Origin of the sequence: uncultured Pseudoteredinibacter sp. (genome assembly GCF_947500695.1) — a bacterium.
GTDB lineage: Bacteria > Pseudomonadota > Gammaproteobacteria > Pseudomonadales > Cellvibrionaceae > Pseudoteredinibacter.
Window position 1 is genome coordinate 126,796 of record NZ_CANMSS010000010.1, and the last position, 13,875, is coordinate 140,670.

A 13,875-nucleotide genomic window follows, 5' to 3' on the forward strand; every position below is an offset into this window, starting at 1 on the left:
CATTGATACAAAGCGATACATTTTAGCAAAAAAGTACGCAAACACTGATTCTATCTGCTGCTAAAATACCACTTATTGTATTTGCCTTGAGAGGCGTCAATTGGCTTCTGTAACAGGTTGGTAAGTGAAGCGGCTGTTCTTCTATTTATTTGGTTCTATTGTGGCCTTGTTCCTGCTGGTGGGGGGGATGTCCTATGCCATTTTGGAAGCGCAGAATGAAAAGCGCTATCTAGAGCATATAGACAGTCATATGCTTCCTGTTGCTAGCCTAGTGTCAGTAGGTCTTCAGCGTCAATCAGCAGCTAAACAGTATGAGTGGTTGAACTTGGTTCGTGAGCTACTTGGAATAAGCTTGGAGCCCCGGGAGCTCCCTTGTGCTACAAGGCTAGATATTTCTACAAAGACGGTTGGCGGGCAAAGCTATGAGACCTGCTTTCAAGTAGAAGGTAATAAATCAATAGTATTTCGCTTAGAGGCACTCAGTGAAGAGTTGTTCAGCACCATGGCCTTTCTGATTCTAAATGAGTTAGGTACGGTGCAAGCTAAAGAGCGGCAGGCTCTATTTGATCAGATAAAACGTAGTGCTCCATTTCCTGTATACCGATCGAAAAAAGTGCAGCAGAAATTGTCGGATAAACAGCGCTCTTTATTGCAGCAAGGCCGAATCATAGTGCAGTGGAAAAAGCAGTTTGATAAGGCAGAGCATTTGTTAGTTGTAGCTCCATGGGGAGGGACAAGTGATAGTCTAGTTCTCGGTCCGATACCGCTTTTTGAGCCTTACCCTAAAAATCAAATCTATTTAATTATTTTTGTTGTGCTTTTACTTTTGGCCAGCTTCGTTCTAATGATTCTTAAGTACTTAACAAGGGAAATCCAAAAGGTTCAGTTGGACATTGATACTATTAGCCGAGAACAACTCGGGCTTGCATCCATTCCCTATCATAGTGAATCGATTGCTTCTATTGGTGAAACAATCGTACAGCTTGTTGAAAGAATCAAGTATTTGCTACAAGAAAAGAACTATGCCATCAGGGCGATCTCGCATGATCTTAGAACGCCCATTTCACGTATGCTATTTAGGGTGGAGTCGATAGAGGAGGATGTGGGGAAGGCTGCCTTGCCACTGAAGCGTGACCTGCTTCATATGGAGTCGTTAATCAAGCAGTTGCTATCCTATGAGCAGCTGAGTGTTAATCAAAAGTTATCATTGCGAAAGGTTGATGTGGAGCTTTTAGCCAAAGAGGTCCTTGCTGGTTTTTGTGAGGTCAATAACCATTTGACTTATGTGCTTCACATGAGCGTGGGCGATGGTGAGCAAGCTTGTTTCATAGATAGAGAGCTTATCTATCAGGCTTTACAAAATCTATTGCAGAACGCTAGTCGTTTCGCTGATGCGGAAATTATTTTAAGTATCTCAATGCGAGATGGGGAGCTGGAGTTTGCTGTGCTGGATGATGGCCCCGGCCTGCCATTAAATGGAAATGATAAATTGTTTGATCCCTTTTATAAGGCTGATAAAAGCCGTGGTGAAACAAGCCTTGGGTTTGGGTTTGGTTTGTCTATCGTTAAGAAAATAGCATTACTGCACGGCGGCAAAGTTGAAGCAAGTAATAGGTCCGGCAAAGGGGCTGCATTTTATATGCACATTCCCATTAAAAATGAAGAAGTCGAGGAGGCTGAGCGTGTTTAGCCTGAATCGATTGGTATTGCTTGTCTTCTCGTTGTTATACTTCGTTCTTGCAAGTTCGGTAGTTGTTGCCAATGAGCTTGATATTGATCCTGTTCCGGAAAAGCAAGAGTTAAATAAACAAGAGTCAAAGCAGGTCGAGCCAAAAGCAATTGAATCAAAGGCTGTTGAGTCTGGGAAAATAGAGAAGAAAGAGAAAGATCAAACTGGCAAAGATGGCAAGCCGCTTAGAAGTAATGACAGCGGAGTGGATAAAGAGTCTAGTAACCAGACCTCAAAGCCCGCTGTTGTGGAAAGCTCTGGGCGGGAGCTTGCTAGTGAGCAACAGTGGCAGGACTGGCTGAAAGATTCGCAGCGCCAGTTTGGTGTGGGTGTTAGTGGTAGCGTAGAAGAAAAAATTAATATTTTAGATAAAAGTAATTTATTGGATGATCCAAGTGGTGTGCTTGCAGAGGAAGAGCTGGATGAAGGTATTTAAGCCGACGCAGCTTCTTAGTTTCGTTACCGTTTTAAGTCTATGTTCCTTGTGGAGCGCTGACCTGTATGCGCAGTCGCAAGCTGATGAGGAGCATTTGCGAGAAGCTCTCTCAAATAATTCAGATAATCACTTGGCGCGCGCAAAGTTGGTACAGTTGCTGGTAAAGGATGATCGGTGCTCCGAAGCGAAGTCTAATGCACAACAGATTATCGTTGCTGAAAATGTCCCAGAGCTGGTGAAAGATAACCTTAACTTGCTGGTTCAGCATTGCGTAGCTAAGCGAAAAATCAAGCAAGAAAGCCAGCGAGCATCTAACTTTGCTTTACTTGTTAAGCCCAGGGTGGGCTATGACAGTCGGCCAACTTCCTTTAGTCAGGATTTAGGCTTTGCTGGCTCTTTGCTTGAGGGTATTCCGGTCTTTGGTGTTGTGGATAGACCAGTTTTTGATTTTTACGATCCGGCTGCATTAGGGGCTGATGTCCGCGATGAGTTTGAAAATGTAGGCTGCGTACAGAGTGCTTGTGATGCAGGGCAGGGTGACGAGTATGCGGCTATATCTGCGGAACTTGCCTATGCAAAGCAGTTTGAAATCTTTGGCAGTAAGCCTAGTCAGTTAATCGTGAGAAATAGATTCTACAATCGTTCATATGCAAATAATGATCACTATGATGTCAATAGTATTAAGGCTGGATTGGAGTTTAAAACAGAGATCAATAGCAATCTGGCTGCCGTAGCAGGCATTACCTGGTGGCAGCAAAAGTCGGCTGCTGATCTAGAGTTTAGCAGCGTTGGTAATTATATCGGGCTAAACTGGAGTGTGGATCAATATGAAGCGTCTTTGATAATTGAGTCACTCAGAAGAAACTATAGCCAGCACGAAGAAATTGATCGAACAGAGACTCGCTCAGCCACACTGTTGTTCTCCACGCCTTTGTTTGACAAATTTATGAGTCTATCGGCCCATTATAAATTCTCCGAAAATGATGTTTGGGGATTTTGCCAAGTTTGCCGCCTTAACTTTTCAGCGCCGGTCTTGAGTCAGGCTCGTTTTCTAGACTATCACAGCGGTAGTTATGGCTTTGATGTAGAAAAGCCCTTAAACAATGATTATGTTATTAAGGCTGGTTGGCGATATATAGACTATAAGGGTCTAAGCAACGGTGTTGATAACTACAGCCGAGTAAAATTAGAGTTGTCTAAAAAAATTAACTCAAACTTAGAGTTAAACATAAATATGCGCTCAGAGCGCCACAATTCCTCATCACATGAATTGGATGATCGAAACGTTGTCTCATTGGGCCTAGGTTGGGTTTGGGATGGATAAGCACAAGATCTTAATCGTTGAAGACGACCTAGAATTGGCTGAGCTTACCTCGGACTTTCTAAGTAAGTATGAATTTCAGTGCTTTATCGAGCCCAATGCTGAATTGGCCTGCAAGCGTATCGTTGAAGAAGACTATGATTTAGTTTTTTTAGATTTAATGCTGCCCGAAATGGATGGCTTTGAAGTCTGTCGACATGTTCGAAGTCAATATTCTGGCAAGATTATAATGCTGACGGCCCGTACCGATGTTATTGATCAGGTAGTGGGTTTAGAGATCGGTGCCGATGATTATATTCCTAAGCCAATTGAACCCAGGTTATTGTTGGCAAAAGCGAGAGCTTATCTGAGAGCGCCTGAATTGACTGAAAAAGAATCAGCGCCCGAGACACTCTCTAAACTTAGCTATAACGGTTTAGCTCTCGATAGAGCGCGACGTAAGCTGGAAATAAACGGCCATGGTATTCACCTTGGCGATCTAGAATTTCGCGTGCTGGAGTTATTCTTTACCAACCCGGGCAAGGTTATTAGTCGGGATATGATTTTCAAGCATATTCGCGGAATAGAATATGACGGAGTGAATCGACAGGTTGATTTGCTGATATCGAGACTTAGGTCAAAGGTCGAGTTAGACCCCAAAAATCCAGAATTGATCAAAACCGTTCGTAATCAGGGCTATGTCTTAGCCTGTCTCGCCGATAGCTAGCTGTATACATAAAGGTTCTCTCTATATGTAAATGCATGCTTTTGCCTTATAGTGTGCAAGCGATTGATGGATATAGTCGCGCTATTCTGTATTTACTGTATCTGCCCATTGCTCTGTGTTGATGGGCCTATTCATTGAAGCTTAGTCTTAAAGAAAGGATATCTTTTGTACAAGTATTTTTTGTGTTTCATAGCCATTCTCCTACAGGCATGCGCCAAGCTACCCAATAAGCCAGCTGTATTAGATCCAGATCCTGTATATACCCTAGAAATCATTGCCCCCTTGGGATACAAGCATGCAGATGTCGACATGCCGTATATTCCGCACCTTTTGGAACATTTATTGATATCTAATCTTGTGCGTAATGTCGGGTCGCTTCGGGATGGGAATGTGTCCGTGTCTGCCACAACCGAGAGGTATCGGACACGATATGAGTTTCAGTTCTGGGAGGACAATCCCGCTACGGTTGAGCAAGCGCTGGAGAATTTCTTTAGGCCCGAGAGTTTTGCTCTGGCTGACATCGAGCGAGAGTATAAAAGTATTTATATTGAGGGCGGTAGCAAAAAGCACAATGTTAAAATCGTAGAGCAGTATCGTGATAAAAATATAGATATATGCGCATCGCTTGGGCTTTCTTGTGGGCCAGACCTTATGACGCAGTTTGAATTGGCGGCTTCGATTGATTATGAACTTGCTCAACAAGCCCTGATGAGAAGCTGGAAGCAATACTATGACCGCGATAAGGTATCTATCATCGTTACGGGCCCAGTTGCATCGAAGTTAGCAAAGTTACATCAAAACTTAGATAAAACGTTATCAGCAGATCCAATAAAGTTGGAAAAAACGGCAGTTGCTAAAGGGGCGCATCAAGATCTTGTTGTTTTAGCCAAGGCAGGAAAGGAAGCGCTTTTCCGAAGTGGCCTGTCGATCGAGTTTGATTTGGAATCAGTTGAAGATGAAAAAGCTTTCGATTCTATTCTTGAGGGTGTAAATCGAGGCCTAAAATACTATGTTGACAGGCGATCCCTCAGGGATGGGTGGTTTGCTCAAGTCGCTGGCCAGCATTGTTTGTACAGCGCTTATAGTAGTTGCAGGGCAATGACTTGGTTGTTTGGGGATGCAAAAGATCCGGATGAAATGGAGGGCCTTCTAAATAAGTTACTGAGTCTATTTCAAGAGGGCGGTTTGGATCTGGACGGAAACTCCTTAGCTTATTCTTTGGTTGTTTGGCTTGATGATGACGCTGGCCTTGATCAACTCCAGAGCAAGCTCGTCACGTATTTAGGGCGAGAGTTGAAAGATGAAGGAGCGATTCGCTATTTCGAACCGGATCGGATTTCTAGTTTTTCGTCTGTAGCAGTAGAGGCTTTTCCCAAAGAGGATGCTCCTATAGTGATTTCCTCTCCGGCTGAGGGGGCGTCGAAAAAGCAAATCAAAATTCTTGAGCTAAAGTCGGCTGGCTATTCATCAATGCTACCTAAATACACCGAATTCTTGACGCACTATTTCAAATCAAGGTGCCATAAGCTGGATCTCCAATCTATCGTGAATGAAAAAAGTAGTATATTTCTAGAGTTCAATACTGCTTTAGGCATGGCTGAAGTAGTATTGTGTTTAGAAGGAAAAGTGGGGCCTGAGTTAAAACGAGATGATGTCAATTTACAGTTGGAATTTTATAATTTTAACAATATGAGTAATAAACTTGGAAAAAACAACCTGGACAGTGTTTGGGTAGAGGCTTCTACGGGAATTGGAGACAGCTATATTCTTTCTGACTCAGAAAAAAATGAGGTGTATGAAGTTTTGGGTTCTCTGAAGCTTACGGCGTCCGCAGCTCTAGCGGAAAAGAATTCGGCAGTAGAAGAGGCCTCGTTGATTAATCGCCTTCAGAGGGCTAGCTGCGAAATAGATTTCCCTGCAGCTTTTGATAAGGATAAATTGATTGTCTCCCCCGCCTTATACGATCTGCCTGGCCAAGCCCCCGTTTACCAAGCTGGTATAGCCTATCTGCTAGATGATGTGGATATTGAAGGAAAAGAATTCCCCTACGCTAGGTTTTATACATCCGCAGCCTATGCCCAAGACTTCGCGTCTTATGGAGCCAATGTTGAGTTTTTACAGTATGCCGATAATGTGGTTGCCCTGTTTTCGCTGCAAACCATGGATGCAAAGCGGGTCGTTAAAACCCTTAATGAGTTGCGGAGTTTATCTGATAGCGTCTTGGCTGAGGCATATGATGGCAAGACCTTTGATAGTGTGAACCTAACGGACTTGCCCATCGAGATATTCGAAAAAAAGAACTGGGCCAAAGATGTCTTTCTACCTTCGCAGTATCGAAAAGCTTATGGAACGAGGGTGGTTAACAATTGCCAATAGGCTAGGGGAGGAGCCCCCCCTAGCCTTGCTTGGATTTCCTATTTTGGAATCGTTTGCAGCAACTTGGCAATTTCAGCCTCATAAAGCGCTTGACGTGCTTCTGGCTTGGCTTTACTGGCCTTGCCTAGTTTTACACTGCCACGCCATAACATCTTTCCACTCTTGTTGGAGTTTAAGTCGATAATTAGCTCGGGCTCTAGGCTATCTGTTTCTTTTGCTTTGGCTCTCCACGAGCCACTATTAGCGCTGCCGCTGTAATTACCGGTTAGGCTCATGCCGTCGCGCTTCCCGGAGTCTAGGTAATAGCTGGCAATAATATCGGCTTCAAGAGGATTAAAAACCTCGTCGAAACGCCCCTTCATCTGGCTCGCTATGGCGCGCTCTACACGCTTTAACTCCATTTCGGTAATTTGGGTATCCCGTAAAGTACTTTGTCTTGAGGATACTAGGTAGAAGCGTTTAAATTCACTGAACTGGGTTGCGGTGTCATAATCACTTTGAATATTGCCTTTATTACAGGCTGCTAGAGCTACGCTTAGTGTTGCCAAGATCAAATATTTTAAGGCTTTCATAATACTTCCTAAAACTTTATCAAGTTACGCTATGTTAATAATCTTCGCTTTCCCAGGAGTAAAAGCAGCTAATCGCTAATACTAACCAAAGGCCTAAACCACCCCAGTAGAGTGTTGGTGACTCTTCTCGGTAGATAACTTCATGTAGGATGGTGTAGCCAGCATATAGGTCGTAAACGACCCAGATTAGCAGCAAGACACCGATTACTTTCCAGAAATTTGTCATGGCTCTTCCCAAATTGAGGTGATTGGTGAGCCCTGTGGATACAGGGCTCTTTAACATGGGAATAGTGTAAGTTAGGGAGGGAGATAAACGTGTCCGCTTTTACGGATCAGCCGTCCTAGGCAGAATCAGAATCGTTCTGGTGGACGTGGTAGCTGGCCTGCACAGAAGACTTTGCTCGGTACATGGCTTGGTCTGCCTTGCTGATTAATGTCTTGGGGTTGCCAGCATTGAAAACTTTACTGCTGGCTACGCCTAGGCTCCACAGCATGGGGTGTTCGCCATTGTAGGACCGACTGCTATCAATTAGCCTTTTGGCAACTTTCTCGGCACCTTTGAGATTGGTGTTGCTGAGTACGATGACAAACTCATCACCGCCTATTCTTGCTGCGAAATCAACTCCTTGGCGTAATGTGTTGCGGATCAAGGAGGCCGCGCCAATTAGCTGCATATCACCACTGGCATGACCATATTTGTCGTTGAGGGATTTGAAATTATCAAGGTCGCAATAAATAACCGAGATATCTTGGCGGTGGCGTTGATGTTCGCCCCAGCTGTGTTGCAGGGCCTCTTCAAACCCGCGCCTGTTCAATAAACCAGTTAAAGGATCACTATTAGCAATTTTAAGGAAATCCTGTGTGCTACTTTGCAGCTGCTTCTTAGATTGTCTATAGCTCCAAACCAACATAAATATAGAGCTGGCTGCAATTAAAAATATACTCAGTTTGGCTATATTTTCCAGCTTGCTTAGTGATGGAGTGTTTACCATAGCGTGGTGTATCGAGAGACCTCCACGTATATCGCCGACTTTCCAATCGGTTTTAGGGCTGTCTGGCAAGCTATTGTGGCACCCAATACAGCCTTCTTGCATCACCAGTGGTTCAACATAGTCAAAGCTTAGTTTGTTACTTTGATGAGAACTTTTAAATACAGCTTCAATTTCCTTGCCAGCGGCTTTTTGTTCTCGAAACTTTTGTAAGGCGAGTTTTTCAAAATCTGATTTCGCGCCGCCATCTTTAATTCGGTTGGGGAAGGGGTGCTCGCTAAACATGCGAACGCGTATATTGGGCTGCTGTTGGCTAACCATTTCAGCAACTTCGATGGTGAAGGTTGCCGGATTTGGCAGCGCTAGTTTTTTGCCATGATAATCCGCCCCAATATAAATATCATTTTGTTTGCTCAGGGGCTTCGCCACGTTTTTATTGTAGTGAATTCGGGCGGCATTCATTGTCATTGCCATAGCGCGGGCTGATTGCAAGGCAGTGCTTTCAACGGCTTCTAAGGCTGAATTATGTAAACCCACCAATGAGGCAATGATAATTGCTGAAAGTGCGATGCTGTACCAAAGTAGGCGAGCACGAATCGAGATACCACGTAACACTAAATACCTATCTTGGGGTTCTTCGATAAAAAACTAAAGAACAAATCTGCTTCCATGGGCCTGTGAAAGTAAAACCCCTGTGCTTTATCACAACCTAATTTTTGCAAAATATCAGCCTGCTCCTTGGTTTCTACACCCTCGGCTATTGTTGTTAAGGAAAACGTTTTGGCAATATTGATAATAGACTCGACTAAGGCGAGGCTGGACTCATCATGCTCTATATCGGCTACAAATGATCGATCGATTTTTAAAGCAGAGAATGGATAACGATTAATGTAAGATAAACTAGAGAAGCCTGTGCCAAAGTCATCGATAGAAAGCGCAAAACCGGCTTGGTTAAGCTTTTTTAACTCTCGTAGTGCATGCTCAGGTTCATTGATCATCAAGTTTTCAGTGATTTCAATTTGTATATCTTGTGCGTTTAGCTGATTCCTTTGTAGAACCTCTAGCCATTTTTTGCAGATATCATTGCGATCTAAAATCTCGGCTGGTGAGCGATTTACTGAAAGGCATAAATGCTCATAGCCCAGTTCTTGTCGTACTCGACATAAAAATTCACTGGCATCCTTAAACATCTTATCGCCAAGATCACGTATCAGTCCGGTATGCTCGCAAACCTCAACGAATTCTTGTGGGTTGATGCGGCTCTGCTCATCGCCTTGCCACCTTGCCAAAGCTTCAAAGGCCATTACTTTTCGGCTATCTAGGCACACGATAGCTTGATAGACAGGGTAAATACGTTGATTGATGCCGTCTTCGCTTAAGCGTTTATATATGCTTTGAAAACGTTCGCTAGATTGCTTTATCTGCTGATCAAAAAAAACTTGGGTGTTGCGGCCGTTTGATTTCGCCCTTTGCAGGGCCAGCGCTGAATTGCTTTGTAAGGTATTGCTGCGGTCGCCGTCTTCTGGAAATAGGCTGGCGCCCGAGCTAAAAGTTATATTGCCGTTAAAGCCAGGAGCTGAAAATTCTTCGCGAACGAATTCTCTGAATTCTTTGATTAAATCTGCAATTTCAATTTGGTTTTTGTTCTGAACGAACAAGCTGATTTCATCTGCACCCGATTTGCAAATCAGCTCTTCTACTTCGAAATGATTTTTTAGTGCGAAGGCGAAGCTCTTAGCTACATCGTCGGCGACTTGATGGCCAAAGAACTGATTGATCGACTTGAAGTTGTCAATATCAAAATGAATATAGGCGCCGCATTGACCTGTTCTTCCTAGCTGCTCAAGTACAGGCTCTAATTCTCTTAGAAAGGTTTGGCGTCGTAATAGGCCGGTCTGCTCATCGTGAGTCGAGCGGTATCGCAATTGTGCTTTGCTGCGCTGCTCCTCGGTGATGTCTCGGTAGAACTTTACAAAAAAACTTGCTGTATCTTTATCGTTCTCGTAAATCCCAATAATATTGGTTTCAAGCTGCTTTAGTTCGCCACTTGCGCTTTTTATCTCTTCGATAATGGGCGGGAGTTCAAGCATATCGGTATTGAGATGCTGCCCTATTACTTGAGATTGGTTTAGGCCAAATAGTGTTTCAAATGCGGGGTTAACTGAGCGAATTTTCTGCTGCTGGTCTGCGATTAAAATACCATCATGGGCGCATTGAAGTATGCTGCTCGATAAATTAATCTCACGATTTCGCTGCTCCAACTCCAGCAATTGCTCGGTCAGCGCCAATTGGTGCAAATGTCGCTCTACTTCAGCGGTTACCCGAACCGAGAAAAGGTCGAAGACATCGTGAGCCCAATCTGGGTTTGGGATTTCGGATTCATACAGTGCACTAACCAGGCCAATTTTTTGCCCTAGACTATCGAGTAAGACCTTGCCGATGTAAGAGTGTACTTGCATGTCGACGAGATGGTGATCATGCGGAAAACACTGCTGAACATTTAAGTTGTAGGCGCAGCTACCATGGCTTGCGAGCTGCTGACAGGGAGTGTTTTCAAGTGGGTAGTTTATAGTTTTGGCTTGCTGACCATTCTCATAGCCGGCAATGACACTGGCGTTCTCTAAAGCACTGTCTAGAGTGACCACGTATACATATTGGGCCTTTATTAGGCCAGCAAGTTTCTGTGAAAGCTGATTTAAAAAATCGGCTCCAGTAAACTGACTGATTTCTGAGATAACCCTGACATATTCAGGGTTTAAACCACTTCTATTCATACTTATATTCATACTTAGCTACGATCAAATACCGGCTAATCATGTGAAAGCACTGATGTGAAGAAAGTATGTATGATGATTTAGATACTGTCTAATTAGTTATAGTTAATATTTCTTTTAACCATATCAAAGCTGATGTTTTTATTGGTGGCGGCTGCGGCGGTATTGGCTGGGTGATAGGCCAATCTGTTTTTTAAACAGACGCGAAAAATAGTAGGCATCCTCATAGCCGAGACTGGCAGATATCCGCTTAACGGACTGATCGGAGCTATCGAGTAGGCGACAGGCATGCTGCATCTTTAGAGCAATAAAATACTGCATGGGCGATTGCCCGGTTAATTCTTTAAACACTTTGCTGAAGTGGAATTTGCTACGGCGCATATGCTTTGCTAGCTCATCAAGGCTAAAGTTACTGTGCAGGTGCTGTTGCATAAAGGCCTCAACTTTCTCCATATTGATGGCTTTTTTGCTGTCTAATTTTGACTGGCGAGCGAGTAGGGCCAATAGGCTTATCAGTTGCTGGGTTTGGTGGCAGCCATGAATAAAAGCTGTGCGGCTGGTGGCGGTATAGCGCACATCAAAGAGCGACTCAAACGCCGCCAGCACTTGAGGCTTGGTGCCTATGTCATGAATCGAGCCACTTTGGGCTGGGCTCAGTAGCCCCATTAATTGATCGGCTAGCTCGCCGTCGAAATGCAGCCAATATACCGACCAAGGCATCTGTTCATCGACCCAGTAGCGATGAGCTTGTCCCTTGGGGAGGGCTATTAATTGTCCTCGGGTGATGCTCTGTGTAGGCCCCGTCCCCAGCTGGAGGTAACCTTTGCCGGCGGTGCAATAGAGCAGCAACTGATTATCATGATCTTGGCGTTCCATATAGTGCCCGAGAGCACTTGGGTAATAACCCATTGCTACCGGGTAGGCGCCTTTGGTTAGCGGGTTGATCATCAGCCATTCAAACAACACGTGGGGAGTTAGAAAACGTGTAGCTTGAGGCTGCAGGGGCCAGTCTGAGGTAATTGGCATAGAATTTTGTCTTACTTAAATAACAGCAATATAGTCCATCATAAAGCCAATATAATCAATCGAATTGGGTCTTATAGCTATGTTTAACTAGACTCAATAACGCAATATCTAACCATCGAGGTGATTATGAGCTTTAAATTCCCTTCCCAAGTACCTCTTTTTATTGAGGGTGAGTGGCAGCAAAGCCAATCTAAGCAGTTGATTCCGGTAACAAATCCGGCCACTCAAGAGGTGCTTACCCAAGTACCTTGTGCCACGGAAGATGAGATGGCTCGCGCCATTGCTTCGGCGGCTGAGACTTTTAAATCCTGGAAAGACACGGCAGTGCCCGTGCGTGCTCGCATTATGTTGAAGTACCAGCAGCTACTTAAAGAGCACCACGATGAGTTGGCTGAAATCCTATGCCAAGAAACCGGTAAGACTTTTGAAGATGCTAAGGGCGATGTGTTCCGTGGCATTGAGGTAGTTGAGCACGCTTGTAATATTGCCAGCTTGACGATGGGAGAGACGGTTGAAAACGTAGCGCGCACCATTGATTGCTTTTCGGTAACTCAGCCGATTGGTGTGTTTGCGGGTGTTACGCCATTTAACTTCCCCGCTATGATTCCTTTGTGGATGTTCCCTCTGGCAATCGCCTGCGGCAACACTTTTATTTTGAAACCCTCTGAGCAAGATCCGCTAACGCCGACTCGTTTGGTTGAGTTGTTCGAAGAAGCTGGCGCTCCTAAGGGTGTGTTGCAGGTTGTTCACGGTGGTAAAGAGCAGGTAGATACGCTGCTAACTCACCCTGAAATTCAGGGCATTTCTTTTGTGGGCTCAACCGCTGTAGGTGAGCACATTTACCGTACCGGTACTCATCATTTGAAGCGTGTTCAATGTATGGTAGGCGCTAAGAATCATATGGTTGTGATGCCAGATGCTAATAAGCAGCAGGTTATTAATAATCTTGTTGGGTCCGGTTTTGGTGCGGCGGGTCAGCGTTGTATGGCTATCTCTGTTGTGGTTGCCGTGGGTAAGAGCAATGAGTGGGTTGAGGAGCTGAAAGCTGAAGCTCAGAAAATTCGCCCGGGTGCTTGGAATGATCCAGAAGCTGCCTATGGTCCGCAAATTAATCCGCAAGCACGCGATCGTGTTTTAAGTTTTATCGAGAAGGGTAAGCAAGAAGGCGCCAACTGCATTTTGGATGGCTCTGATTGTACGGTAGAAGGTTACCCGGACGGTAATTGGGTTGGTCCTACCATTTTTACCAATGTAACGACGGATATGGAGATTTATAAGAATGAAATCTTCGGTCCGGTTTTGTGTGTAATTAATGTCGATACTTTGGATGAGGCGATCGAGCTAATTAATAACAATCCAAATGGTAATGGTACGTCTATCTTTACGGGCAGTGGTGGCGCTGCGCGTAAATATAAGCACGAGATTTTGGTTGGCCAGGTAGGTGTTAACGTTCCTGTTCCTGTGCCGCTGCCTTTCTTCTCTTTCACTGGCTGGCGCGGTTCCTTTATGGGTGATCAGCATGCTTATGGTAAGCAGGCGGTACGTTTCTATACGGAAACTAAGACGATTACTGAGCGTTGGTTTGATGATTCAGAGGAAGCTGCTTTGAATATGACGATTACTATGAAGTAATTGTTGGGCAATTTGAGTTGGGTGGTAGGAGTTTTGCGGTGTTGATTAGCACCCGCAACTCGCCGTAAACCCATCCCTGGGGGCTCGCCTTCGGGGTCCCTCCCGAAGACGGTTGCGGGTGCTAATCAACACCGCAAACTCTAGAAACTAATTGCAGTCTGAGAGCTTTTTGTAGCTTCAATGATTGCACATTGTAGTTTGTCTAGAGGAGCGTTGGTGGAATTAGGCATCTTCAGCATGGAAGCTGAAGGTGAGCCCCCAGGGATGGGTTCACGGCGACCTAATTCCACCAACGCTCTTCTAGATAAACGGCC

11 protein-coding genes are annotated in these 13,875 nt (G+C 44.6%); 6 read left to right on the top strand and 5 right to left on the bottom strand.

The features are described 5' to 3' along the window. Positions 1-124 precede the first annotated feature (124 nt). The 5 genes from Q1A08_RS17035 to Q1A08_RS17055 all read left to right on the top strand — a co-directional run bounded on the left by Q1A08_RS17035 (position 125) and on the right by Q1A08_RS17055 (position 6,568). Entirely contained in the window at positions 125-1,690 is a 1,566-nt protein-coding gene (locus Q1A08_RS17035) for a HAMP domain-containing sensor histidine kinase (protein ID WP_299775115.1), read from the top strand. After that, a complete protein-coding gene (locus Q1A08_RS17040) occupies positions 1,683-2,165 on the top strand; it encodes a hypothetical protein (RefSeq protein WP_299775117.1) in 483 nt (160 codons plus the stop codon). Before Q1A08_RS17035 ends, Q1A08_RS17040 begins: the two co-directional genes overlap by 8 nt. Further along, positions 2,152-3,489, top strand: a complete 1,338-nt coding sequence (locus tag Q1A08_RS17045) for a hypothetical protein (RefSeq protein ID WP_299775119.1) — start codon at positions 2,152-2,154, stop codon at positions 3,487-3,489. The genes Q1A08_RS17040 and Q1A08_RS17045 overlap by 14 nt, the downstream gene beginning before the upstream one ends. Beyond that, positions 3,482-4,192, top strand: coding sequence for a response regulator transcription factor (locus tag Q1A08_RS17050; protein WP_299775121.1), 711 nt, complete (start codon positions 3,482-3,484; stop codon positions 4,190-4,192). The genes Q1A08_RS17045 and Q1A08_RS17050 overlap by 8 nt, the downstream gene beginning before the upstream one ends. Positions 4,193-4,474: 282 nt before the next feature. Beyond that, positions 4,475-6,568, top strand: coding sequence for a hypothetical protein (locus tag Q1A08_RS17055; protein WP_299775122.1), 2,094 nt, complete (start codon positions 4,475-4,477; stop codon positions 6,566-6,568). A 38-nt stretch (positions 6,569-6,606) separates the two neighbouring features. Here Q1A08_RS17055 and Q1A08_RS17060 read toward each other — a convergent pair whose 3' ends face one another. From Q1A08_RS17060 to Q1A08_RS17080, 5 genes are all read right to left on the bottom strand, one after another. Further along, positions 6,607-7,140, bottom strand: a complete 534-nt coding sequence (locus Q1A08_RS17060) for a DUF4136 domain-containing protein (RefSeq protein ID WP_299775124.1) — start codon at positions 7,138-7,140, stop codon at positions 6,607-6,609. A gap of 34 nt (positions 7,141-7,174) precedes the next feature. Next, positions 7,175-7,366 carry a hypothetical protein gene (locus tag Q1A08_RS17065; protein WP_299775126.1) on the bottom strand — a complete coding sequence of 64 codons (192 nt, stop codon included), beginning with the start codon at positions 7,364-7,366 and terminating at the stop codon, positions 7,175-7,177. Between the two features lie 115 nt (positions 7,367-7,481). After that, entirely contained in the window at positions 7,482-8,744 is a 1,263-nt protein-coding gene (locus tag Q1A08_RS17070; RefSeq protein ID WP_299775128.1) for a diguanylate cyclase, read from the bottom strand. Next, the gene (locus Q1A08_RS17075; RefSeq protein WP_299775130.1) at positions 8,744-10,903 is read right to left on the bottom strand and encodes a GGDEF domain-containing phosphodiesterase; all 2,160 of its coding nucleotides are present in this window, start codon (positions 10,901-10,903) and stop codon (positions 8,744-8,746) included. The genes Q1A08_RS17070 and Q1A08_RS17075 overlap by 1 nt, the downstream gene beginning before the upstream one ends. Before the next feature lie 141 nt (positions 10,904-11,044). Beyond that, positions 11,045-11,929: an AraC family transcriptional regulator gene (locus tag Q1A08_RS17080; protein WP_299775132.1), complete on the bottom strand. Its 885-nt coding sequence runs from the start codon at positions 11,927-11,929 to the stop codon at positions 11,045-11,047. A gap of 126 nt (positions 11,930-12,055) precedes the next feature. Here Q1A08_RS17080 and Q1A08_RS17085 point away from each other — a divergent pair, with 126 nt between their 5' ends. After that, positions 12,056-13,561, top strand: coding sequence for a CoA-acylating methylmalonate-semialdehyde dehydrogenase (locus tag Q1A08_RS17085; RefSeq protein ID WP_299775134.1), 1,506 nt, complete (start codon positions 12,056-12,058; stop codon positions 13,559-13,561). Positions 13,562-13,875 lie beyond the last annotated feature (314 nt).

What these genes read in the sequence shown, in the direction of transcription:
- Q1A08_RS17050 (WP_299775121.1), top strand. Translation starts at nt 3,482, where the DNA reads ATGGATAAGCACAAGATCTTAATCGTTGAAGACGACCTAGAATTGGCT.
- Q1A08_RS17065 (WP_299775126.1), bottom strand. Translation starts at nt 7,366, where the DNA reads ATGACAAATTTCTGGAAAGTAATCGGTGTCTTGCTGCTAATCTGGGTC.
- Q1A08_RS17080 (WP_299775132.1), bottom strand. Translation starts at nt 11,929, where the DNA reads ATGCCAATTACCTCAGACTGGCCCCTGCAGCCTCAAGCTACACGTTTT.
- Q1A08_RS17045 (WP_299775119.1), top strand. Translation starts at nt 2,152, where the DNA reads ATGAAGGTATTTAAGCCGACGCAGCTTCTTAGTTTCGTTACCGTTTTA.
- Q1A08_RS17060 (WP_299775124.1), bottom strand. Translation starts at nt 7,140, where the DNA reads ATGAAAGCCTTAAAATATTTGATCTTGGCAACACTAAGCGTAGCTCTA.
- Q1A08_RS17075 (WP_299775130.1), bottom strand. Translation starts at nt 10,903, where the DNA reads ATGAATAGAAGTGGTTTAAACCCTGAATATGTCAGGGTTATCTCAGAA.
- Q1A08_RS17085 (WP_299775134.1), top strand. Translation starts at nt 12,056, where the DNA reads ATGAGCTTTAAATTCCCTTCCCAAGTACCTCTTTTTATTGAGGGTGAG.